At 45.1% G+C, this 23,385-nt stretch carries 20 protein-coding genes, 10 tRNA genes and 3 rRNA genes; 3 read left to right on the forward strand and 30 right to left on the reverse strand.

The window, feature by feature from the left end; all coding sequences use genetic code 11:
• Positions 1-16: 16 nt before the first annotated feature.
• The 4 genes from NSQ49_RS11710 to sigW form a co-directional block, all read right to left on the reverse strand.
• A complete protein-coding gene (locus tag NSQ49_RS11710; protein WP_251284282.1) occupies positions 17-1,333 on the reverse strand; it encodes a CdaR family protein in 1,317 nt (438 codons plus the stop codon).
• Entirely contained in the window at positions 1,326-2,153 is an 828-nt protein-coding gene (gene cdaA, locus NSQ49_RS11715) for a diadenylate cyclase CdaA (protein WP_159871365.1), read from the reverse strand. Before cdaA ends, NSQ49_RS11710 begins: the two co-directional genes overlap by 8 nt.
• 190 nt (positions 2,154-2,343) lie before the next feature.
• Complete coding sequence (locus NSQ49_RS11720; protein WP_159871363.1) at positions 2,344-2,976, reverse strand: anti-sigma factor family protein; 633 nt, start codon at positions 2,974-2,976, stop codon at positions 2,344-2,346.
• A gap of 17 nt (positions 2,977-2,993) precedes the next feature.
• Positions 2,994-3,557 (reverse strand): RNA polymerase sigma factor SigW, encoded by a 564-nt coding sequence (sigW, locus tag NSQ49_RS11725; RefSeq protein WP_061794087.1) that lies wholly within the window; start codon positions 3,555-3,557, stop codon positions 2,994-2,996.
• Between the two features lie 174 nt (positions 3,558-3,731).
• Between sigW and NSQ49_RS11730 the strand changes: the two genes are divergently transcribed.
• Positions 3,732-3,890 (forward strand): aspartyl-phosphate phosphatase Spo0E family protein, encoded by a 159-nt coding sequence (locus NSQ49_RS11730; RefSeq protein ID WP_159871361.1) that lies wholly within the window; start codon positions 3,732-3,734, stop codon positions 3,888-3,890.
• A 42-nt stretch (positions 3,891-3,932) separates the two neighbouring features.
• Here NSQ49_RS11730 and rocF read toward each other — a convergent pair whose 3' ends face one another.
• The 15 genes from rocF to NSQ49_RS11805 form a co-directional block, all read right to left on the reverse strand.
• On the reverse strand, positions 3,933-4,838 hold the full coding sequence (gene rocF / locus NSQ49_RS11735) for an arginase (RefSeq protein ID WP_159871359.1): 906 nt from the start codon (positions 4,836-4,838) through the stop codon (positions 3,933-3,935).
• A gap of 193 nt (positions 4,839-5,031) precedes the next feature.
• Positions 5,032-5,107, reverse strand: a tRNA-Ala gene (locus NSQ49_RS11740).
• A 3-nt stretch (positions 5,108-5,110) separates the two neighbouring features.
• Positions 5,111-5,185: transfer RNA gene (locus tag NSQ49_RS11745), tRNA-Gly, on the reverse strand.
• 71 nt (positions 5,186-5,256) lie between these two features.
• A tRNA-Lys gene (locus tag NSQ49_RS11750) sits at positions 5,257-5,329 on the reverse strand.
• A 13-nt stretch (positions 5,330-5,342) separates the two neighbouring features.
• Positions 5,343-5,417 (reverse strand) — tRNA-Gln (locus tag NSQ49_RS11755).
• A gap of 64 nt (positions 5,418-5,481) precedes the next feature.
• Positions 5,482-5,565 (reverse strand) — tRNA-Tyr (locus NSQ49_RS11760).
• 16 nt (positions 5,566-5,581) lie between these two features.
• Positions 5,582-5,657: transfer RNA gene (locus NSQ49_RS11765), tRNA-Thr, on the reverse strand.
• Between the two features lie 5 nt (positions 5,658-5,662).
• Positions 5,663-5,738 (reverse strand) — tRNA-Val (locus NSQ49_RS11770).
• A gap of 4 nt (positions 5,739-5,742) precedes the next feature.
• Positions 5,743-5,817 (reverse strand) — tRNA-Glu (locus NSQ49_RS11775).
• 27 nt (positions 5,818-5,844) lie between these two features.
• A tRNA-Thr gene (locus tag NSQ49_RS11780) sits at positions 5,845-5,917 on the reverse strand.
• A 36-nt stretch (positions 5,918-5,953) separates the two neighbouring features.
• A tRNA-Asn gene (locus tag NSQ49_RS11785) sits at positions 5,954-6,028 on the reverse strand.
• A gap of 20 nt (positions 6,029-6,048) precedes the next feature.
• A 5S ribosomal RNA gene (gene rrf / locus NSQ49_RS11790) occupies positions 6,049-6,165 on the reverse strand.
• Between the two features lie 185 nt (positions 6,166-6,350).
• Positions 6,351-9,286: ribosomal RNA gene (locus NSQ49_RS11795) — 23S ribosomal RNA — on the reverse strand.
• 206 nt (positions 9,287-9,492) lie between these two features.
• A 16S ribosomal RNA gene (locus NSQ49_RS11800) occupies positions 9,493-11,042 on the reverse strand.
• The 16S, 23S and 5S rRNA genes sit together here with 10 tRNA genes alongside, the layout of an rRNA operon.
• A 258-nt stretch (positions 11,043-11,300) precedes the next feature.
• Positions 11,301-11,531 (reverse strand): hypothetical protein, encoded by a 231-nt coding sequence (locus NSQ49_RS11805; protein WP_159869773.1) that lies wholly within the window; start codon positions 11,529-11,531, stop codon positions 11,301-11,303.
• 144 nt (positions 11,532-11,675) lie between these two features.
• Here NSQ49_RS11805 and pdaB point away from each other — a divergent pair, with 144 nt between their 5' ends.
• Entirely contained in the window at positions 11,676-12,428 is a 753-nt protein-coding gene (pdaB, locus tag NSQ49_RS11810; protein ID WP_159869770.1) for a polysaccharide deacetylase family sporulation protein PdaB, read from the forward strand.
• 231 nt (positions 12,429-12,659) lie between these two features.
• Here pdaB and NSQ49_RS11815 read toward each other — a convergent pair whose 3' ends face one another.
• Positions 12,660-13,292, reverse strand: coding sequence for a KinB-signaling pathway activation protein (locus tag NSQ49_RS11815; protein ID WP_159869767.1), 633 nt, complete (start codon positions 13,290-13,292; stop codon positions 12,660-12,662).
• A 147-nt stretch (positions 13,293-13,439) separates the two neighbouring features.
• On the opposite strand from NSQ49_RS11815, the gene gerD reads away from it, so the two are divergent.
• Positions 13,440-14,078 carry a spore germination lipoprotein GerD gene (gerD, locus tag NSQ49_RS11820; RefSeq protein WP_251284573.1) on the forward strand — a complete coding sequence of 213 codons (639 nt, stop codon included), beginning with the start codon at positions 13,440-13,442 and terminating at the stop codon, positions 14,076-14,078.
• Between the two features lie 43 nt (positions 14,079-14,121).
• On the opposite strand, the gene NSQ49_RS11825 is transcribed toward gerD, so the two are convergent.
• The 10 genes from NSQ49_RS11825 to truA all read right to left on the reverse strand — a co-directional run bounded on the left by NSQ49_RS11825 (position 14,122) and on the right by truA (position 23,375).
• Positions 14,122-15,180: a P-loop NTPase gene (locus tag NSQ49_RS11825; protein WP_159869761.1), complete on the reverse strand. Its 1,059-nt coding sequence runs from the start codon at positions 15,178-15,180 to the stop codon at positions 14,122-14,124.
• A 122-nt stretch (positions 15,181-15,302) separates the two neighbouring features.
• Positions 15,303-16,025: an N-acetylmuramoyl-L-alanine amidase CwlD gene (gene cwlD, locus NSQ49_RS11830; protein ID WP_159869758.1), complete on the reverse strand. Its 723-nt coding sequence runs from the start codon at positions 16,023-16,025 to the stop codon at positions 15,303-15,305.
• Between the two features lie 100 nt (positions 16,026-16,125).
• Positions 16,126-16,569, reverse strand: a complete 444-nt coding sequence (locus NSQ49_RS11835) for a YbaK family protein (protein WP_159869755.1) — start codon at positions 16,567-16,569, stop codon at positions 16,126-16,128.
• Positions 16,570-16,704: 135 nt separating this feature from the next.
• The gene (locus NSQ49_RS11840; RefSeq protein WP_251284574.1) at positions 16,705-17,970 is read right to left on the reverse strand and encodes a glutamate-5-semialdehyde dehydrogenase; all 1,266 of its coding nucleotides are present in this window, start codon (positions 17,968-17,970) and stop codon (positions 16,705-16,707) included.
• A gap of 20 nt (positions 17,971-17,990) precedes the next feature.
• A complete protein-coding gene (gene proB / locus NSQ49_RS11845; RefSeq protein WP_251284575.1) occupies positions 17,991-19,109 on the reverse strand; it encodes a glutamate 5-kinase in 1,119 nt (372 codons plus the stop codon).
• Between the two features lie 35 nt (positions 19,110-19,144).
• On the reverse strand, positions 19,145-19,987 hold the full coding sequence (gene proC, locus NSQ49_RS11850; RefSeq protein ID WP_159869746.1) for a pyrroline-5-carboxylate reductase: 843 nt from the start codon (positions 19,985-19,987) through the stop codon (positions 19,145-19,147).
• Positions 19,988-20,597: 610 nt separating this feature from the next.
• Positions 20,598-21,185 carry a hypothetical protein gene (locus tag NSQ49_RS11855; RefSeq protein WP_341070738.1) on the reverse strand — a complete coding sequence of 196 codons (588 nt, stop codon included), beginning with the start codon at positions 21,183-21,185 and terminating at the stop codon, positions 20,598-20,600.
• Positions 21,186-21,554: 369 nt separating this feature from the next.
• Positions 21,555-21,947: a 30S ribosomal protein S9 gene (gene rpsI, locus NSQ49_RS11860; protein WP_009336614.1), complete on the reverse strand. Its 393-nt coding sequence runs from the start codon at positions 21,945-21,947 to the stop codon at positions 21,555-21,557.
• A gap of 20 nt (positions 21,948-21,967) precedes the next feature.
• Entirely contained in the window at positions 21,968-22,405 is a 438-nt protein-coding gene (rplM, locus tag NSQ49_RS11865) for a 50S ribosomal protein L13 (protein ID WP_159869743.1), read from the reverse strand.
• Between the two features lie 232 nt (positions 22,406-22,637).
• The gene (gene truA, locus NSQ49_RS11870; protein ID WP_159869740.1) at positions 22,638-23,375 is read right to left on the reverse strand and encodes a tRNA pseudouridine(38-40) synthase TruA; all 738 of its coding nucleotides are present in this window, start codon (positions 23,373-23,375) and stop codon (positions 22,638-22,640) included.
• Positions 23,376-23,385: the final 10 nt, after the last annotated feature.

Here is a 23,385-nt window from a genome sequence, read left to right on the forward strand (position 1 = left end):
ACCTTTAAAAACTATATTATGCTTCTTCTTTTTGTGTAATCGTAACGGTCGCTTTACCTGCAGCAGGCTCTATATCCACACCTGAAGGGCCGTCTATATTGATAGGCACCTCATGATCACCTTCTCCAAGGTCAGCCAGGCTCATAGATAGATTAAAATCCTCCGCTTTGAGATCCTGAACAATGCTGCTTTTCCCGGTAACCGTAATACTTGTCCTTCCGGAAGCAGGGTTCTTTAGGACCGCTTCATATTCTTCGGATAAGCCGGTTAAGCTTATGGCAAGATTTGAAAAGGTCTTGGTTTCCTCTTGATCCTGTGCCTGTGTTTCTTCGGCAGGCTCCTCTGTAACTTCCTCTTCTTCCTTGTCCGCGTTTTCCTCAGTGCTGATATCAACAGACACCTTCACTGTTTTAGGATCAACTGCAGAAATGCCATCCGGAATAATAACCGGCAGGGTGAGCACAGTATCTTTCTCAATCTTTGAGACATCTACCTCTACCCTGACGCTTTCTGTCTCATTCAAAACATCTTCACGGCCCGTTATAGAAGCCTCATTAATATCCAATTTAATTGAATTAATGGTAACCCCCTCCTGAGGGTCCCCATTCCGGACAATCGTTATAGGTACCTTCTTGCTTAGCTGCTTAACCGGGACTGTTACCCGGATGACCCGAGGCTCCACAATAACATCAAGCTTATTCATCTCACGGTCCAGTACCCTGACTGTTGCTTCATCAGTGATTGTGTCCGTTATAGGACCTTTCACATCCAGAGTTGCTTTCACAAAACTGATCCGCTCAATCACTTCTTTTGCTCCCGTAATTTTAACTGTTTTTGGCTCTGCAGATGCCGCTTCAGCAGTATACCCTTCACCAAGAAGGCCATTATTGAATTCCGCATCCACTTTAAATTCCTGTGTCACTTTTTCGTGGACGGTTACATCTGCATATTGAGGGTTAATGGTTACATCCAATTTATCTGAAATATCACGGATTTTAATTTCCACTCTTTCCGAGCCAATTTCTGCATTCGTCAAATCTACATATACTTCAAAATTCTGCTGTTTCTTCGCTGACTCAAGATGGCTCTTCGGGCCCTCAATACTTAGATCAACTGTCTCCGGAGTACCTGTTACGACCAGGTTTTCCGTATCATAATAGCTTTTCACCGGTACATCTTCTATAACTGCTGAATCCTGCTGGCCTGGAACGTTTATTTCCTTTAATTCCTTATCTGCATCATATACAGAATCAAAAAGAAAAAGGGCAAGAATCAAGGCAACAATTTTCATAAACCAGCGGGTATCCACTAATTTATCAATTAACTTATCCATTCTTTTTTCCCCTCCAGTTCCAAAGACCTGAAGAAGTCTGCTTTACTTTCTGCTGAACAAGCAATTCACTTGAAAGCATATCTTTAAAAGCCTCCGCTTTTAAGTCACGGTGCAGCTCCCCGTTTTTGGTTAAGGAAACACTTCCTGTTTCCTCTGATACGATAATGGTAATACTGTCAGTTACCTCACTTATGCCTAAGGCAGCCCTATGTCTTGTGCCCAATTCTTTTGAGATGAAAGGACTTTCTGACAGAGGCAGATAACAGGCTGCTGCTGCCACGCAATTCTTTTGAATAATAACAGCTCCATCATGCAGCGGTGTATTCGGTATAAAAATATTAATCAGGAGCTCGGATGAAATTTTGGAATCAAGCTGAATACCGGTTTCTATATAATCGTTCAGCCCTGTTTCCCGCTCAACTGAAATAAGCGCGCCAATGCGCCGTTTAGCCATATAATCTACAGCCTTCGCAATAGACTCGACTAGTTTCTCCTGATTTTCCTCCTCCTGATTAGCTGTCCTTGAGAAGAATCTACCTCTTCCCAATTGCTCCAGTGCTCTTCGCAGCTCAGGCTGGAAAATGATGATGATGGCCAGAAATCCCCATAATAGTACTTGTTCCATCATCCACCCTAATGTTTGCAGATGGAACTTGTCGCTTGCTACTTTAACCAGGATGATGACAAAAATCCCCTTCAGCAATTGAACAGCCTTTGTTCCTTTCACAATCATTATAAGTTTATAGATGACGTACCAGACAAGGAGAATGTCTATTGTATTAGCCAACAATTTCAATATAGAGAAATCCGCAAACGACATTATCCTTCCTCCAAATATATATTTCAAAAGCAAAAATGCCAAAAGTTCCTTTATGTAACTTTCATATTATATCATATTCATTGCTAATTCCAATTTTGAAACAGCAGATACCTTCTGGAAAATTCACCATCGTCATTTGCATACTAAGAATCCCTGCTTCTCTTAGCAGGGATATTCTTTATTCCTATGATTATTCTTTGTCTTTTTCTCCTGTTTCAAAGACATCTACAGCATCTTTAGCTGCCGTTTTGATGTGATACCACAGCCATTCAAATATGGCATCAACCTCTTCGATTTCTCCAGTGACCTTGCCGGCCGAAGCCATATACTGCTGGCCATTGATGACCGTAACATTGCCCTCAACCTCACCCTGAATTTCCAAGTCGCCATTCTTCACCACTACATCGCCTTTTACCACTTCACCTTCAGGTACAATCACCTTATCGTTTTGCACCACAAGGTTCGGCTGTTTAGAAACAGATAATTGATGATCCTGATCCCAGGAAGATACAACGCTTCCCATCATTAAAACAAGAAAAAGTGATGCCGCAGTTAATAGCGGATGATGCCTGAACCAGCGCTGAACCCCGACCTTCCGCTTTTCTTTTGGCAATTTCGCCATAACATTTGCCGTGAAATTTTCAGGTGCCTGTATATGTGAAGTGCTTTGGACTAAAGCGATCGTTTTCTTTAATTCATGGAAATGAGTCTGACACTCCCCGCAGTTTTGCAGATGTGCCCTTAATTCCTTCTCATGTTCGGCTGAGATCTCTTCATCTAGGTACTCGTGCATATAAACAACCATTTCTGCTGGACATTTCAAAGTTCTCACCCTCTTTATTAGACATATCTTAATTGATTTCTAAGAGCTTCCCGGCCCCGGTGAATCCGGGTCTTTACGGTTCCCAATGGAAGGTCGAGCGTTTCACTGATCTCGTTCAGCGATAATTCCTCAATATATTTTAAAACAATAACTGAACGATATTTCTCTGGAAGCTTTGATATTTCCCTTTGGATTGTTTCCTGGAGTTCCAGGCTTTCTACATCATCCTCCGGCAGCCTCGCATCTGAAGCGATTTGAGAATACATGTTCAGGCCATCGGTTCCGGCGACCTCAGCATCCAAATAATAATCAGGCTTCTTTTTTCTGATTCTGTCTATACAAAGATTAGTGGCAATCCGATAGAGCCATGTGGAAAATTTAAGGTCAATATTAAAACTGGCAATATTAACATAAGCTCTTAAGAAGGCCTCTTGAGCGATATCCTCTGCCTCATGCCTGTTTCCCAGCATTCTGTAGCAAATCTGAAAAACTTTATCTTTGTATATTTCAACAACTTCAGCATAAGCATCCTGGTCGCCTTTTAATACTTGCTTTATCCTCTTCTTTACGATTGTCTCCATTTTTTTACCTCCGCTCCAGTGCGGCTAATCGATAATACGAATCGATAGCGGAAAAGGTTTCATTTTAATTAAAAAACATTCAATTTCTATATTAACAAATTTTTACTTATTCTGGTTTATTTTTTTCCTATTAGGGTATAAAAGTACTAAATTTATCGAAAAGGATTGGTTACGGTGTGTATTAAGGAATTATTGAGAGAAATTGAGGATTGCCGGACAAGAATGGTCCAATTAGCAGCTTCCGGCTCTTTTACAGATCACATGGTCGTTGACATCAGCAGTAAACTCGATGAACTCCTAAATAAATATTATACACTCACAGCAAAAAAATGAGCAGAACTTGTTTATGTTCTGCTCATTTTTATTTTTCCTTTATTACAAAAGCTTTTCCCCAAACAATGAACCCATAAGCGCGACTGCTACAGTAGCTGTTTTGTTCTTGTCATCCAAAATAGGATTAACCTCTACAAATTCAGCGGATGTAATGATTTGTGCTTCTGCAAGCATTTCCATGGCCAAGTGGCTTTCACGGTAGCTGATTCCGCCAATTACCGGAGTGCCAACCCCTGGTGCATCATGAGGATCCAGTCCATCCAAATCAAGGGAAAGATGAACGCCATCTGTATTTCGTTCTTTTAAATATGTAATAGACTCTTCCATAACCTTGGTCATTCCAAGACGGTCAATTTCATGCATAGTGTACACTTTAATGCCTTTTTCCTTAATAAGCTCCCGCTCACCTTCATCCAATGACCTTGCCCCAATAATGACAATATTCTCAGGCTTAATCTTTGGACCATATCCCCCTACATTGGTTAATAGCGGATGGCCTATACCGAGGCTTACAGCAAGCGGCATGCCATGTATGTTTCCTGAAGGTGAAGTCTCAGCTGTATTTAAATCACCATGAGCATCATACCAGATAACCCCGAGGTTTGTATAGTGCTTTGAAACCCCTGCTAATGTTCCAATTGCGATGCTGTGGTCACCGCCTAGAACTAATGGAAAGGATCCGTCTTTTATTGCGTGATCCACTTTCTCTGCAAGCATTTCCGTTTTCTCTGCAATAAGGTGCAAGTTGCGAAGATTTGAATTTGGATCGATTTGGACCTCCGGGCGGCCGACTGGAATATCGCCCTGGTCATGGATTTCTTCAAATAAACATTTTAAACGTTCATTCACCCCGGCATACCTGATTGCACTTGGCCCCATGTCTACACCGCGTCTCATCTGGCCAAGATCCATTGGCATTCCAATTATCGATAATTTCTGTCTACTCATAATGTAACTCCTCCCTTTCCCTTCATATATATATTTTAACCGCTTTCAAACACATGACTCAACTCGACAAAATCGTGTATATATATGCGGCTGTTAGGGGAAAAGGTCCTAGTTTTTTCGATGATGTTCCGATATTTATAAAATAAAAAAACCTTAAACCACATTGGTTTAAGGATTAATAAATTATGTATGTTGGTGGAGCCTAGCGGGATCGAACCGCTGACCTCCTGCGTGCAAAGCAGGCGCTCTCCCAGCTGAGCTAAGGCCCCATTTGGAGCGGAAGACGGGATTCGAACCCGCGACCCCCACCTTGGCAAGGTGATGTTCTACCACTGAACTACTTCCGCAGCATGCATATTTATATTTACAACTAAGACCTTCAGGACTCGATTCCCAAGGTCTGCGTATTTCTATAAAGTGAGCCATGAAGGACTCGAACCTTCGACCCTCTGATTAAAAGTCAGATGCTCTACCGACTGAGCTAATGGCTCGTAGTAAGGAAAATGGCTGGGCTAGCAGGATTCGAACCTGCGAGTGACGGAGTCAAAGTCCGGTGCCTTACCGCTTGGCTATAGCCCAATAATTACAAAATAAAAAGGACATTCATAGCTTGTCCAGTTTGTTGTGTTTTATTAAAAATAAATGGTGGAGGGGGGCAGATTCGAACTGCCGAACCCGAAGGAGCGGATTTACAGTCCGCCGCGTTTAGCCACTTCGCTACCCCTCCATCTGCGAAAAACAGATGGTGCCGGCGAGAGGACTTGAACCCCCAACCTACTGATTACAAGTCAGTTGCTCTACCAATTGAGCTACACCGGCAAGTATGGTGGAGGATGACGGGATCGAACCGCCGACCCTCTGCTTGTAAGGCAGATGCTCTCCCAGCTGAGCTAATCCTCCATTATGGTGACCCCTACGGGATTCGAACCCGTGTTACCGCCGTGAAAGGGCGGTGTCTTAACCGCTTGACCAAGGGGCCTAGTATTCTAGTTGTTTACATTAAGAGAGCTTCCAACCGGGCTCGAACCGGTGACCTCTTCCTTACCATGGAAGTGCTCTACCTGCTGAGCTATGGAAGCAACAGCTCATATTTCCCATAAGGGGCTTTATGAAAATGGCTCCGCAGGCAGGATTCGAACCTGCGACCGTTCGGTTAACAGCCGAATGCTCTACCACTGAGCTACTGCGGAATAGCGGTATTTTAAAAACAGCCCGGCAGCGTCCTACTCTCACAAGGGGACAGCCCCTAACTACCATCGGCGCTGAGAAGCTTAACTTCCGTGTTCGGTATGGGAACGGGTGTGACCTTCTCGCCATCGCCACCAGACTATTTTTCAAAGACAATTATTATTATACCGTCTTTTAATCATTTTTCAAGAGGAAATTTACTTTTTTCGTTCCCTCAAAACTAGATAATGTATGAAGAAGTATTTGCCGAGTATTCACCAATGACTCGTCTAGCTTCGGCTCCTAACTTCTCTCGAAGTTGAACAGTCGCCTCCGCTTTTCATTTTGGTTAAGTCCTCGATCGATTAGTATCAGTCAGCTCCACATGTCGCCACGCTTCCACCTCTGACCTATCAACCTGATCATCTTTCAGGGATCTTACTAGCTTGACGCTATGGGAAATCTCATCTCGAGGGGGGCTTCATGCTTAGATGCTTTCAGCACTTATCCCTTCCGCACATAGCTACCCAGCGATGCCTTTGGCAAGACAACTGGTACACCAGCGGTGCGTCCATCCCGGTCCTCTCGTACTAAGGACAGCTCCTCTCAAATTTCCTGCGCCCACGACGGATAGGGACCGAACTGTCTCACGACGTTCTGAACCCAGCTCGCGTACCGCTTTAATGGGCGAACAGCCCAACCCTTGGGACCGACTACAGCCCCAGGATGCGATGAGCCGACATCGAGGTGCCAAACCTCCCCGTCGATGTGGACTCTTGGGGGAGATAAGCCTGTTATCCCCGGGGTAGCTTTTATCCGTTGAGCGATGGCCCTTCCATGCGGAACCACCGGATCACTAAGCCCGACTTTCGTCCCTGCTCGACTTGTAGGTCTCGCAGTCAAGCTCCCTTGTGCCTTTACACTCTGCGAATGATTTCCAACCATTCTGAGGGAACCTTTGGGCGCCTCCGTTACTTTTTAGGAGGCGACCGCCCCAGTCAAACTGCCCACCTGACACTGTCTCCCGCCCCGATAAGGGGCGCGGGTTAGAATTTCAATACAGCCAGGGTAGTATCCCACCGACGCCTCCACCGAAGCTGGCGCTCCGGCTTCTCAGGCTCCTACCTATCCTGTACAAGCTGTACCAAAATTCAATATCAGGCTACAGTAAAGCTCCACGGGGTCTTTCCGTCCTGTCGCGGGTAACCTGCATCTTCACAGGTACTATAATTTCACCGAGTCTCTCGTTGAGACAGTGCCCAGATCGTTACGCCTTTCGTGCGGGTCGGAACTTACCCGACAAGGAATTTCGCTACCTTAGGACCGTTATAGTTACGGCCGCCGTTTACTGGGGCTTCGATTCAAAGCTTCGCTTGCGCTAACCTCTCCTCTTAACCTTCCAGCACCGGGCAGGCGTCAGCCCCTATACTTCGCCTTGCGGCTTCGCAGAGACCTGTGTTTTTGCTAAACAGTCGCCTGGGCCTATTCACTGCGGCTCATCAGGGCTATTCACCCTAATGAGCACCCCTTCTCCCGAAGTTACGGGGTCATTTTGCCGAGTTCCTTAACGAGAGTTCTCTCGCTCACCTTAGGATTCTCTCCTCGCCTACCTGTGTCGGTTTGCGGTACGGGCACCTTTTCCCTCGCTAGAGGCTTTTCTTGGCAGTGTGGAATCAGGAACTTCGGTACTAAATTTCCCTCGCCGTCACAGCTCAGCCTATGTGGTAACGGGATTTGCCTCGTTACCGGCCTAACTGCTTGGACGCGCTAATCCAGCAGCGCGCTTACCCTATCCTCCTGCGTCCCCCCATTGCTCAAACGGTAAAGAGGTGGTACAGGAATATCAACCTGTTGTCCATCGCCTACGCTTTTCAGCCTCGGCTTAGGTCCCGACTAACCCTGAGCGGACGAGCCTTCCTCAGGAAACCTTAGGCATTCGGTGGATGGGATTCTCACCCATCTTTCGCTACTCATACCGGCATTCTCACTTCTAAGCGCTCCACCAGTCCTTGCGGTCTGGCTTCAACGCCCTTAGAACGCTCTCCTACCACTGACATCGAAAGATGTCAATCCACAGCTTCGGTGATACGTTTAGCCCCGGTACATTTTCGGCGCGGAGTCACTCGACCAGTGAGCTATTACGCACTCTTTAAATGGTGGCTGCTTCTAAGCCAACATCCTGGTTGTCTAAGCAACTCCACATCCTTTTCCACTTAACGTATACTTTGGGACCTTAGCTGGTGGTCTGGGCTGTTTCCCTCTTGACTACGGATCTTATCACTCGCAGTCTGACTCCCATGGATAAGTCTTTGGCATTCGGAGTTTGTCTGAATTCGGTAACCCGATGGGGGCCCCTAGTCCAAACAGTGCTCTACCTCCAAGACTCTTACTACATGAGGCTAGCCCTAAAGCTATTTCGGAGAGAACCAGCTATCTCCAAGTTCGATTGGAATTTCTCCGCTACCCACACCTCATCCCCGCACTTTTCAACGTGCGTGGGTTCGGGCCTCCATCCAGTGTTACCTGGACTTCACCCTGGACATGGGTAGATCACCTGGTTTCGGGTCTACGACCACATACTCATTCGCCCTATTCAGACTCGCTTTCGCTGCGGCTCCGTCTTCTCAACTTAACCTCGCATGTAATCGTAACTCGCCGGTTCATTCTACAAAAGGCACGCTATCACCCATTAACGGGCTCTAACTACTTGTAGGCACACGGTTTCAGGATCTCTTTCACTCCCCTTCCGGGGTGCTTTTCACCTTTCCCTCACGGTACTGGTTCACTATCGGTCACTAGGGAGTATTTAGCCTTGGGAGATGGTCCTCCCTGCTTCCGACGGGATTTCTCGTGTCCCGCCGTACTCAGGATCCACTCTGGAGGGAACGAAGTTTCAACTACAGGGCTTTTACCTTCTCTGGCCGGCCTTTCCAGACCTGTTCATTTACCTCGTTCCTTTGTAACTCCGTATAGAGTGTCCTACAACCCCAGGAGGCAAGCCTCCTGGTTTGGGCTAATCCCGTTTCGCTCGCCGCTACTCAGGGAATCGCGTTTGCTTTCTCTTCCTCCGGGTACTTAGATGTTTCAGTTCCCCGGGTCTGCCTTCTATACCCTATGTATTCAGGTAAAGATCCTATCCCATTACGGATAGGGGGTTTCCCCATTCGGAAATCTCCGGATCAAAGCTTACTTACAGCTCCCCGAAGCATATCGGTGTTAGTACCGTCCTTCATCGGCTCCTAGTGCCAAGGCATTCACCGTGCGCCCTTTCTAACTTAACCGTATTTGACAGGTTCATCGAAGATGAACAAGATCAAAGGTTCTTACTCTATTTAACATAGAGAGAATTCACTAAAATGGCGATTACTCGGTTATTGCTTCTTCATAATCATTATCTAGTTTTCAAAGAACGAATCATTCATTGAGAGATTGAACTCTCAAAACTGAACGAACAAAGAACGTCACGTTTCTTGTAAATATTCCTTAGAAAGGAGGTGATCCAGCCGCACCTTCCGATACGGCTACCTTGTTACGACTTCACCCCAATCATCTGTCCCACCTTAGGCGGCTGGCTCCAAAAGGTTACCCCACCGACTTCGGGTGTTACAAACTCTCGTGGTGTGACGGGCGGTGTGTACAAGGCCCGGGAACGTATTCACCGCGGCATGCTGATCCGCGATTACTAGCGATTCCGGCTTCATGCAGGCGAGTTGCAGCCTGCAATCCGAACTGAGAATGGTTTTATGGGATTCGCTTAACCTCGCGGTTTTGCAGCCCTTTGTACCATCCATTGTAGCACGTGTGTAGCCCAGGTCATAAGGGGCATGATGATTTGACGTCATCCCCACCTTCCTCCGGTTTGTCACCGGCAGTCACCTTAGAGTGCCCAACTGAATGCTGGCAACTAAGATCAAGGGTTGCGCTCGTTGCGGGACTTAACCCAACATCTCACGACACGAGCTGACGACAACCATGCACCACCTGTCACCCTGTCCCCCGAAGGGGAACGCCCTATCTCTAGGGTTGTCAGGGGATGTCAAGACCTGGTAAGGTTCTTCGCGTTGCTTCGAATTAAACCACATGCTCCACCGCTTGTGCGGGCCCCCGTCAATTCCTTTGAGTTTCAGCCTTGCGGCCGTACTCCCCAGGCGGAGTGCTTAATGCGTTTGCTGCAGCACTAAAGGGCGGAAACCCTCTAACACTTAGCACTCATCGTTTACGGCGTGGACTACCAGGGTATCTAATCCTGTTTGCTCCCCACGCTTTCGCGCCTCAGCGTCAGTTACAGACCAAAGAGTCGCCTTCGCCACTGGTGTTCCTCCACATCTCTACGCATTTCACCGCTACACGTGGAATTCCACTCTTCTCTTCTGCACTCAAGTTCCCCAGTTTCCAATGACCCTCCCCGGTTGAGCCGGGGGCTTTCACATCAGACTTAAGGAACCGCCTGCGCGCGCTTTACGCCCAATAATTCCGGACAACGCTTGCCACCTACGTATTACCGCGGCTGCTGGCACGTAGTTAGCCGTGGCTTTCTGGTCAGGTACCGTCAAGGTACCGGCAGTTACTCCGGTACTTGTTCTTCCCTGACAACAGAGTTTTACGATCCGAAAACCTTCATCACTCACGCGGCGTTGCTCCGTCAGACTTTCGTCCATTGCGGAAGATTCCCTACTGCTGCCTCCCGTAGGAGTCTGGGCCGTGTCTCAGTCCCAGTGTGGCCGATCACCCTCTCAGGTCGGCTACGCATCGTCGCCTTGGTGAGCCGTTACCTCACCAACTAGCTAATGCGCCGCGGGCCCATCTGTAAGTGATAGCCGAAACCATCTTTCAGCTTTCCCTCATGTGAGGGAAAGAGTTATCCGGTATTAGCCCCGGTTTCCCGGAGTTATCCCAGTCTTACAGGCAGGTTGCCCACGTGTTACTCACCCGTCCGCCGCTGACTTCAGGGAGCAAGCTCCCATCCGTCCGCTCGACTTGCATGTATTAGGCACGCCGCCAGCGTTCGTCCTGAGCCAGGATCAAACTCTCCATATAAGAGTTGATATAGCTCGATTGTCTTTTCAAAAAAGACTAATGATTAAACGTTGACGTATTGTTCGTTCAGTTTTCAAAGATCAATCCGCCGCCCAGAAGCGACTTTATTAATATATCACGTGTCAACTTTGACGTCAACAACTTTTTTTAAGTTGTTTTCATTAATGCTTTCCGTCATCAGCGACGTTTATTAATATACCAAGATACCAAGAAGAAGTCAACATCCTTTTTGCCATTTTTTCTTCAGCACAAAAAATATTACCCCTTCTTTTCATGATGCTGGCTGGAACGCATATATTTAAGGCAATCTGCTGGTGTTGCCAAGCGCTGAAATAATGAAAATAAAATTTTATATCGTTCCTCCATGGCTCTTTTGACAATGTGGTCGATTCTGTCATCTTTTAAATCGAATAATATTTCGTCCATTTCCCGCTTGATCAGATACTCCATTTCTTTTAGCTCTTTTTGGCTTAAAAGCATTCCAATCATTAAATTGCCTCCATTATATTCTTTAATTTGTTTATTGTAGTATTTTTCCAATTGATAATTTTTATGAATAAATTTTTTATACATGGAAGAGACAAGTTCAGCATAGGTATGAGACTAGGAAGGTATCGGACGAGGTGAACAAATATGAACTTTTTTTTCGTGTTGAATGGTAAGTCTTTAAAACAAATTTCGCTGATTGTCATTGCAGCATTTTTCACTGCCTGGTTCCTCTACATGCAAAGTATTGTCCAATTGCCTGCTTTTTCAGCTAAAGACGGGCCTAAGGCGATATACAAAGGGGAAAAGGATTTAGCCCTCACTTTTAATATAGGATGGGGGGATGTCAAAGCAGAGCCCATATTGGATATTCTTAAAAAAGAAAATGTAAAATCTGCTACCTTTTTTCTGGCCGGTTCCTGGGCCGAACGCCATCCGGATTTAGTGTCAAGGATCGCGAAAGAAGGCTATGAAATCGGAATTCTGGGCTATGGTTATGAAGATTATACAGAGCTTGAAGAGGATAAAATCAGGAGGGACCTTGCAAGGGCGCAGGAGGCATTTAGAAAGCTGAATATTAAAGACATTAAGCTTGTACGCGCGCCAACAGGGCATTTTGATCAGAAAACCTTAAAGATTGCTGACAGGATGGGTTTTACCGTTGTCCACTGGAGCGTCGATTCAAAGGATTGGACGAATCCGGGTGTCAATCGGATAACAGAGAATGTATCAAAGGCCAAAAAAGGTGATATCGTCCTTTTGCATGCATCCGATTCTGCTAAACAAACGGCTAAAGCTCTTCCGCTCATTTTAAATGATATAAAATCCAGGGGGCTTAGCTTTGTTTCCGTCTCAGAAATGATTGCTAATGCCGAGACAAAAACGAATGAAATAAAATGAAGCTTTGATCCATGGGGGCCATCTTTATCCACCACTGATTATTACTTGAGGCCCGCAGGAAGCGGGCCTCAAAGACGTTGAACAGGAATCTGGTACTTATTAGTCATTATTCCTCTTTTCGGGCCTTTACGAGCAGTTTGCCCCTCACTTATCCTCCTTTGATTACGCTGAGTCTTAAAGTGGGTGCACTTCATGCCCGTTGGACTTCGATAAAACAACAAAAGCCATCCGTTATTTGGATGGCTTTTTAGCTATATTGTTTCTCTGTTTTTGTGAATCTTCATTCAGCTTATGCAGAATTAGCAGCTGATAGGTGTTGCATACTAATAATGGGATCAGCATCAGATATAGCCAGCTTTCTTCGTTTACCCTTAATACCGGTACCCACTCAATGGCGGTTACGACCACCATGAAGAACACTGCAGGAATAAACGCATGCTGGTTGGTCTGTTTGGTTTTTAATGCTGCGACCACAAGAGCGACTATAAGAAGAAATGCTGCAACGCCAATATACGGCAGCATGCTATCTCCTTCACCCGCAAAAGCCTTATATCGGAAATAAACCAGGTCAAATAGAGCAAATAAAATAAGGACAATTTGAATAGGATTCCATAACCCTTTAAAAATCCCCAATCCAAAGCGGTGTACAGTCAAATAAGCAAAAAAGCCCATTTGGCTAATAATACTGAAGATTAATCCTACACCGATAAGCCAGAACAATACTGACAGAATTTGCAGGAAAGCGAAGTCAATAAAAATAGGCGCAAATTCATCCCAGCGCACAATAAACCCAACAACTCCTGTAGTTAATCCACCGACTAAAAGAGTTGTTATAAACAGTTTTACCCAATTACGGCTAGTCAATTTATTTTTCCCCCATAATAAATAAATTCATTCTTATTGATTGTACCAACCAAAGTTTGAAAAATCTAGGCATTGTATTTCCAGCGCATAATATTTGCTAAAAATCTTCATTCTAAAGGTAAGGACACCTCTGAAAGGAGCTTCACCATGAAAACAAATTTCCGTTTGCTCCTTCCATTAGCGCTAGTGTTTTTCATTTCAGGCTGCGGCCAAGGTGAATCGGGCGCCAGCCAAATGGATTATGAGCAAACTAAAAAAATGGTTGTAGATATATTAAAGACAGATGAAGGAAAAAAAGCACTTGAAGAATTGATGGCTGATGAAAAAATGCAGCAAAAGATGGTCATGGACCAAAAGGTTGTAAGTGAAACCATTGAAAAGACCTTAACTTCTGATAAAGGCACAGAGTTTTGGAAAAAGTCTTTTGACGATCCAAAGTTTGCCGAAAGCATGGCCAAAAGCATGCAAAAGGAAAATGAAAAGCTTTTAAAAGACCTTATGAAAGACCCTGAATACCGGGGAATGATGATTGAAGTACTTAAAGATCCCGAGCTTGAAAAAGAAGTGACAAATGTCCTTAAAAGCAAGGAATATCGGGAGCACATTCAGAAAGTAATGACTGAGACATTTGAAAGCCCGCTTTTTAAAGCAAAAATTCAGGATATCCTTCTAAAGGCAGCTGAGGAAACAAAAAGCGGAGGTCAAGAAGGCGGTCAAGAAGGCGGGGGTGAAGGCGGAGGCCAAGGTGAAAGCCAAGGCGGCGGTAGCGGCGGCGGCGGATCTTAACCCTTAAGAATAAAACCTCTTCCATCGGAAGAGGTTTTATCTTTTATTTACTTTCAATCGTTTGGATTACTTTACGGGCAATGTCTGTATAGATTTGACCAAGCTTATGTTCTTCGTCATAAATGGACGGTGCAAAATCTTCTTCATTCCAATCAGGCTGCTGAAGAGGAAGCTGGCCCAGCACTTCTGTACGCAGTTCTTCAGCGAGCTTCATACCCCCGCCTTGACCAAACACGTGCTCTCTTTCTCCAGTCAATTGACTCTCAAAATAAGCCATGTTCTCAATAACACCCAGGATTTCATGCTCTGTGCGAAGCGCCATTGCACCAGCTCTGGCCGCAACGAATGCTGCTGTAGGGTGCGGAGTTGTAACGACAATTTCCTTACAGGAAGGAAGCATGGTGTGAACATCCAGTGCAACATCTCCTGTCCCAGGAGGCAAATCAAGAAGAAGGTAATCTAATTCTCCCCACTCTACCTCATTGAAAAAGCTGTTCAGCATTTTGCCAAGCATCGGACCTCTCCAGATAATCGGCGCATTATCTTCTACAAAGAATCCCATTGAAATTACTTTTACGCCAAAGCGTTCAACCGGCAGAATACGTTCTCCCCTAACCACAGGACGCTTCGTTATGCCCATCATGTCCGGAACGCTGAATCCATAAATATCGGCATCAATCAATCCGACCTTTTTGCCCAGTCTTGCCAGGGATACAGCCAGGTTTACCGAAACGGTTGATTTGCCGACACCTCCTTTTCCGCTGGCAATAGCGATGAATTCCGTCTTATTACCAGGAGAAAGCAGGCCTTTGTCTTCTTCAGCCGCTGCCTCTCTAAATTGCGAAAGCACTTCATCAGGAAGCTCGCTGAAGCGGATGCCAACGGTCGCAGCCCCTGCTTCTTTTAAAAGATTGACGATTTCCGTCTGAAGCTGAAGCTGTTCAGCAGTACCTGTCTTGGCAACCTGAATCTTAACACTGACATGGTTCTTTTCTTCTTTGATTTTAATTTCTTCAATGGCGTTAAGTTCGCCCAATGTTCTATGTATAAATGGTTCCTTCAAGCCGCTTAAAGCTTCTCTGACTTTCTGTTCAGTTAACATACATTGCACCCGCCTTTTGAATTCGTTTCCATTTTAGTATAACATATTGAAAATTCTATACAGTTAATTCTATCACACCGGAAAAACATTCAAAAAAGAAAAGGCACTTTCTCAGCACCTTTTCATTCCCATGTTTCAGTCAATTCTTTTTCGTTGGTATAGTAGCGCATTATTCCATTATAGATAGAGGCAGCTATTTTATCCTGATATTCATCAGTTTTCAGATTAGCCCGCTCCCCCGGGTTTGATAAGAATCCCACTTCTACTAAGACACCCGGTTTTTTGGCGTATTTTAAGATGAATACATTGTTCAGAGGCTTGGAGTTCCGCTTTGTATTTTCCAAGTTGCGGCGAAGTTCGTCCTGTATAAATTTTGCGGCTTTGGCATTCTCCTTAATCCCGGGTGCATAGAAGGTCTGTGCTCCGCTCCATTGGGGAGAGGGAATCGAATTTAAATGGATGCTGACATAAAAGTCAGAGTTAGACGTATTTATCATTTCAAGCCGTTTCTTCAGGTCTTCTACTTTTCTCCGGCTGTATCCCTTGGTTGCCTCGGGTGCAAGGTCCCTGTCATCCTCCCTCGTCATGAGCACAAGTGCTCCCTGCTCCTGGAGGTAATCCCTTACCTTTAATGATACATCCAGCGCAATATCTTTCTCGAGTGCCCCTTCGTCACCTGCTCCGCCATCCGGGCCGCCATGGCCGGGATCAAGCAAGATGATCTTCCCGGTTAAAGGCAGATTCCACGATTCCCAGGAATCATCATCCGTAAAGTCATATTGTAAAATAAGAAAAAGGACGATAAGCCCGATTGCAAACCCGCCTATTTTTAATTTTTTCTTCATACGCCCTAATCAGTCCCCTCCTGCTTATCCTCACTTCAATATATGGGACAAGATGGAGATCTAGAACTTCGATCAGGAGACAGCGCTTTAACCAAATTCTTTAGTGGAGACGCAATTTATGCCTTCTCTCCCCTTTGTTAAACCCTTCTGACCACCAGCTGTTTACATATTGCTCGCACATATAATAAAGGGATTCACTCATAGCCGCTTCCGAGCCATGGCCCCAATACAGGAAAAAGTTATAGAGCGTATCCACTAAGTGCTTATATTCTTTTTCACATCTGTGGCGAACCTGATCCAGCGATTCGCCATAGCGCCCAAAACGGCTATAATTGGCCCCCAGCAAATAGGCTTCAATCGCTACATCATAGCAGGCCTCTTCAATTCCGGCATTCATGATCAGGCCAGAGACAAATCTGGAAGATCCAAAAAATTGCTGTACTTTTTCTTTTAAAGCTTTTATCGAAATTTCCCGAAGGACTGATTTTTCATATTTGATCTGCTTTTCTCTTTTTTTCTCTTTGAACGTTGTTATGACAGTCACGCTTTCTCACCCCTTACAGATAGTCTTTATCTGCAGCGGGAGAGAAATGCAAAAAGCAGCCGCTAATCGGGCTGCCAATTTTTTAAGGTGTAGTTAAAAAAAGCACCAGCCGGAGCTGATGCTTATAAAAACACTTTATCTGATCTGCCCATTCCCTGACATGAGATATTTGCGGGTTGTTAGTGCTGGCAGCCCCATCGGTCCTCTCGCATGGAGCTTCTGTGTGGAAATACCGATTTCAGCCCCAAAGCCCAGAGCGCCGCCATCCGTAAACCTGGTCGAAGCATTATGGTACAGCGCAGCTGCATCTGTCAGCTGCATAAACTTTTTAGCTGTGTCCCCATTTTCGGTAATAATCGCCTCTGAATGCTTAGTGCCGTATTGATCAATATGGTCAATGGCCTGTTCAAGGCTATTAACGGTTTTCACAGCTAAATCCATGCTTAAATATTCATTGGCCCAGTCGCTCTTGCCTGCAGGCACAACATCGGGCAAGACTTTTGCCGCAGCTTCATCTCCATGCACAGTAATGCCATGTTCCTTTAGAGCTTTTGCAAGCAATTCTTTATGCTGATTCAGCCATGCTTTATGGACAATCAGTGTTTCTGCCGCATTACAGACTGCGGGACGGTCGGTTTTGGCATTAATCAGGATATTGATCGCTTTATCCGGATCTGCATCCTTATCTACATAGATATGGCAGTTTCCGACTCCTGTCTCAAGAACAGGCACCGTCGCATTCTCGACCACTGCTTTAATGAGGGATGCGCCGCCTCTCGGAATTAACACATCAATATGCTCCTTCATGGTGAACAGCTGCTTTGTCGCTTCCCTGTCCGATGAGGCAATGAATTGGACAGCTTCTTTAGGTATCTTCGTGTTTTCCAGAGCCTCATGAATAATCTCTACTATAGCCTGATTCGAATTCAGTGCTGATGATCCGCCTTTTAAAACAATAGCATTTCCTGATTTTAATGCAAGACCCGCCGCATCGGCTGTAACATTAGGTCTTGCTTCATAAATCATTCCGATGACACCAAGCGGAACACGGACCTCTTCCACCTTCAGCCCATTATCCAAGGTCCAGCCTGACATAACATCTCCAATCGGATCGGGAAGTTCAGCTACCTGGCGAAGGCCGTCTGCAAATTCATAAACCCGCTCCTTCGATAATGACAGCCGATCCATATACGCCTCTTCGAACCCTTTCTCCCTACCGCTTTTAAGATCGGCCATATTAGCTGCAAGAATCGATTCATATCCAGTCTCCAACGCATCTGCAACTGTATGGAGTGCTTCGTTCTTTTCTTCAGTATTTAAAATACTTAAGGTTTTGGCAGCCTTCTTTGCCTTTATTGCCTGTTCTTCTACATTATTTAATACTGCTGATGCAGTAGTCATTGAATCCCTCCTAAAAAAGTTCAAACCAATGCCGGCAGCTTAAAGTCGCGGGAGCATACAAACGTTTCCTGCGCTATGGCCGGTTCAAGCTCTTCATCTCCTGTATTGCCGGTTAACTGTTCGTTTGAATAATTAATGCGGCCGAGGCCAATTTCCTGTCCTTCTTCATCCAGGATGCGGACAACTGCTCCATCCTTAAATCTCCCTTTGACTTCCTGAATATCAGAGCAGTACAAGTTTTCCTGATGATCCACAATCGCTTCTATCCCATGGGAATTGATGGTCACCTTTCCTTCAGGACCCGAGTGGAATGCTATCCACTGCTTTTCATTATCCAGATTGAATGCATCCGGCTCTGGCGTGAAGTAAGTGCCTCTTGCTCTGTTTTCCACAGCTTCCATTAAAATGTTTTCCGTTCCTGCTTTTCCTAAAAAGGAGTCAATTCCTGCAGCCATCGCAATTTTCACTGCCTGGATTTTTGACTTCATGCCGCCTGTTCCTACAGCACTGCCAGATCCTCCTGCAGCAGCTTCAATTTCAGGTGTTATGCAGTGAACCCTCTCGAGAAGACTTGCGTGAGGATTATCATTTGGATTGCTGTCATAGAGGCCGTCTATGTCTGATAAAATAATCAGGAAATCCGCATCAATCAGACCAGCCACTTTTGCAGCCAGAGTATCATTGTCCCCGAAGCGCAAACGATCGACTGTAACCGTATCATTTTCATTAATGATCGGGATGATGCCTCGCTCCAGCAGCACATTCATGGTGTTATGCATATTTCCATAACGCTTTTCATCAGAGAAATCGCTTCTGGTAATCAAGATTTGTGAAGCTACATAGCCATGAGATAAAAAGAGTTCTGAGTAAGATTCCATTAATAGCCCCTGGCCAATCGAAGCTGCAGCCTGTTTTTCCGGAAGAGAAGATGGTCTGTTAAGGCAGCCAAGCTTCCTATATCCTGCTGCTACAGCACCTGATGACACAACGGCTGTTTCATAGCCGGCATCCTTCAGCTCGACAATTTGCTCAGCAAACTTTTCAAGCTTTCTGCGGCTAATCTCCCCGTGCATGCTTGTTAATGAGCTGCTCCCAATCTTAATAACAACTCTTTTTATCTGCTTTTCGTTAATCAACATCCAATACCTCCTGTAAACTTGTAAATCCTTTTCCCTTAGGAAGTGACAAGGGCGTCTTCCAGCTCTTTGCTGATTTCCTTCGAACGTTTGGCGGCATGCTCAACTGCCTGTGTGATGGCTTCGCCTCCGTTGTATCTCCTTAAGGCTTCGAGTCCTGAGGCGGTCGTGCCATTTGGAGAGGTCACTTTCTCTCTTAGAGAAGTTGGCGCTTCTTCTTTTTCAAGCACCATCTTCGCTGCTCCAAAAATCGTCTGGGCAACAATTTTGCGGACAGTCTTTTCATCCATTCCATTTTGTACCCCTACCTGCTCCATGTTTTCCATCAGATAATAGAAGTAAGCAGGCCCGCTTCCGGCTAATCCCGTAAAAACATCCATTTGGTCTTCATCGATGATATAAACTTCCCCCATGCATTCCAGCAATTCCTTAACCATTTCCACATTGGCCATGCTCGTATTCTTTCCTGCGACAACAGCAGTAGCAGATTCCTGAATCATGCTTGAAGTATTCGGCATCACACGCACTACCTGCTGTCCGGGATTTAAATGCTCTTCCATGAACTCTGTTGTTATGCCTGCCAAAACAGAAAGAATCACCTGACCGGGATATAATTTGTCTTTAATCGAAAGAAGGGCTTCTTCTGCCCCTTTTGGCTTCATAGCTAAAATAAATAAATCAATTTCCTCAAAGGGGATTTCGTTTTGCGGCATGGCACTTACACCATACAAGTCTTGAATCTCTTCCAATCTGTCTGCATTGCTTCTGTTCGTTACAAAAACCCGATCAGGTGACATTTTTTCAGCTGTAATGACTCCTGAAATCATTGATTCCGCCATTGACCCTGCTCCTAAAAATGCGATTGTTTTATTGGCTAACATGGACATCCTCCTTTAAATGAAAAACTGTTCGTATAACCGTTCGTATTTTATCAACGGTATCTATCGTAACATGCTCAAATACAGATTCAAGGGTATTAGGGAAAGACGGGAGGATATAGGCGAGATAGTGAATGAAAACGCTAACATATACAGTCTGAGCTCCGCTGATGCTCTCTCAGCGTGAATAATCCTCTCTCAGCCCGATATTTGCAATAATATAATTTCCAATTTTTTCGCTGATACAGGAATTAGCCCCGCCAGCCGGCTGAGCTAAAGTTGACGGTGCTTGTAAACAGCAGATCAGACGTTAGTAAACACCTGCTGGCGTCAGGCCACCTGTATTTATTGTCAGCCCATATCGTGGAAGCGAACCGGTTCCTGCTCTTTCCTGTCTGCGGAGATGTCAGTTTGTCGTATACCCCTCCCTATCCCCTATCATCCGTAGTCACAATAAATAACCCTTACCCCATTTAGGGAAGGGCCTTAATTAAGAATACCTTGTTTGTATTAATATCTTGTTTGAATTTGTATTCTACAATTTATTCCTGTACTTTTCGATACTTATCATCTGTTGTTAACTTACCACCGTTTTTATAATTACTTCAGCTAGTTAAACGATTTGTGCACAAATAACAAAACCGGATAGTGTGAACTGTTGAGCACCTTGACCTTCTGCTCGAAAAATCCATTGATTAGGGGGAGTGCCAACCGGCTGCATTTGAGTTATTCTAACTTGATTACCTCCAGCTATAGAAAATCCAGCAGATATCGCAATATTATTAAGTGGACAAGTAATAGTAAGGGTCGCGACTCCAGCTGTCGAAGTGATAGATTGTGTCACTATTTGAAAGCCAGTTAATCCGGGTCCTGGAGGTCCTGGTGGTCCCTGTATCCCCTGTGGTCCTTCTGGCCCTTCTGGTCCCTGTATCCCCTGTGGTCCTTCCGGCCCTTCTGGACCTTGTATCCCCTGTGGTCCTTCTGGCCCTTCTGGTCCTTGTACCCCCTGTGGTCCTTCTGGTCCTTGTACCCCCTGTGGTCCTTCTGGTCCTTCTGGACCTTGTATCCCCTGTGGTCCTTCTGGTCCTGGCGGTCCCTGCGGTCCAGGTGGACAATCACATGTTTGGCTAGGCGGTTTTAGAATACAGCATCCCGTTGAAATAGAATTTGGCCAAGAAGGAGGGACGATATAATGTTTCATCTTATCATCCTTTCTAAATTGTTTATAAATGATATTCAAAAATATTTAAATTGCTTGTACAGTTTGATGAAATAGAAATAAATTTCTAAAGAGGGAACCCATGTCTCCTTATTTGCACAGAAACGAGCACATGGTTGGGGAATTGGGGATATGAACCAGAAACAATACTCAGGATAAATCCTCATAAATGATATGAGTTGCTTTCCTTCCAGGATGATTCCAGGTCAATCAGATATTGACAATGAATATCCGCTCACATGTAACGAATACTAGAGCTATGATTGGTGGGCAAATTTGTTTGAAAGTATATTTTAAACAAAAAAAAGACCCTTTCCACAGAAGTGAAAAGAGTCTTTGAAACGCTGATAATTAACGCTTTGAGAACTGAGGAGCACGACGAGCACCTTTAAGACCGTATTTCTTACGCTCTTTCATACGTGCGTCACGAGTTAATAGTCCTGCGCGCTTTAATGTTGGACGGAATTCAGGATCAGCTTGAAGCAATGCACGAGCGATGCCGTGGCGGATTGCGCCAGCTTGACCAGTGTATCCACCGCCGTTTACATTTACAAGAATGTCGTAGCTGTTAACTGTTTCAGTAGCTACAAGCGGCTGTTTTACAACTTCACGTAAAGCTGCAAAAGGAATGTAATCTGTGATTTCACGACCATTGATGATGATTTTACCGTCGCCTGGAACTAAACGAACACGTGCAACGGAGCTCTTACGACGACCAGTACCAATATATTGAACCTGTGCCAAGTTAATAACCTCCCTAAAAATTATCCACGAAGTTCGTAAACTTCAGGTTGTTGTGCTTGGTGCTTATGTTCGCTACCAGCATATACGTGTAATTTCTTGAACATTTGACGGCCAAGAGAGTTCTTTGGAAGCATGCCTTTGATAGCAAGCTCAAGCATTCTCTCAGGGTAGTTTGTACGCATTTCAAGAGCAGTTCTTGATTTTAGACCGCCTGGGTGCATGCTGTGACGGTAGTAGATCTTGTCAGTAAGCTTTTTCCCAGTAAGTTCGATTTTTGAAGCGTTGATAAGAATTACATGATCACCAGTATCAACATGTGGTGTATAAGTTGGTTTATGTTTACCACGTAGGATTGACGCTACTTCACTAGCAAGACGACCAAGAGTTTTGCCTTCAGCATCAATCACGTACCATTTACGTTCGATATTGTTTGAATTCGCCATAAACGTTGTACGCATCAGTTTCCCTCCTAATAGTTCCATTCATAATCATTTTTGGTTTATCTATTCGACACAATAAGTTCCGGGGCTTATCGTGGTTTTAATAATAATACCATATGCTATAATATAACTTTGACAGTCTAATGTCAAGCGAATGTTACACCTGGTTTAGTTGTTTTAAAATCTTTTTTCAAACGAGTTTGGCTTTACAACGCGCCCCCGCGGTTCCTCAAATGTTTTTTCCAAAATTTTAATAAAAAACTTTCCACAAATATAAACCTTGGGGAGGTGCTGTTTTTCCTGCAGCTGACCTGTTTTTTTCCTTTAGGGCTGCTGGCATGGATCCGGGGTCTCTTTCCCCTGAGCCGACTTCCAGAAGGGTGCCGGTCAGAATCCGGACCATATTATATAAGAATCCAGTGCCTCTAAATCGGAAGATGAGCATATCCCCTTCTTCACGCACATCTATCTCCTGAAGTTCCCTGACTTTATCTGCCACTTCCGTCTTAGCGGAGCAGAAGCTTGTAAAATCATGTGTCCCTATTAAATCCGCCGCTGCCTGTCTGATAGCATCCATATTTAAGGCATAGGGGTATTGATAGGCATAATGGCGTTTAAACGGATCTCTCCTGGTTGATCGGTGCACGAAGTACCGATACTCCTTCCCATTCGCATCAAACCGGGCATGGAAGTCGTTAGGCACTGTCTCCGTCCCGATGATGGCCACATCATCCGGCAGCAGGGAATTAAGGGCAATATCCCATTTTTCAATCGGAATGTTCAAAGGGGAATCGAAGTGAATCACCTGCCCCCTTGCATGGACACCTGCATCGGTTCTTCCTGAAGCAGTCACCCTAATGTCTTTTCCTTTATGAAGCTTCTTTAAGGTCCGTTCCAGCTCTCCCTGCACAGTCCGCTTCCCAGGCTGCACCTGGTAGCCTGCAAAAAGGGTTCCGTCATATGTCACAATACATTTAAATCTTTGCATAAGGCCACCC

The organism is Cytobacillus sp. FSL R5-0377 (assembly GCF_038004385.1).
Taxonomy (GTDB): Bacteria; Bacillota; Bacilli; order Bacillales; family Cytobacillaceae; genus Cytobacillus.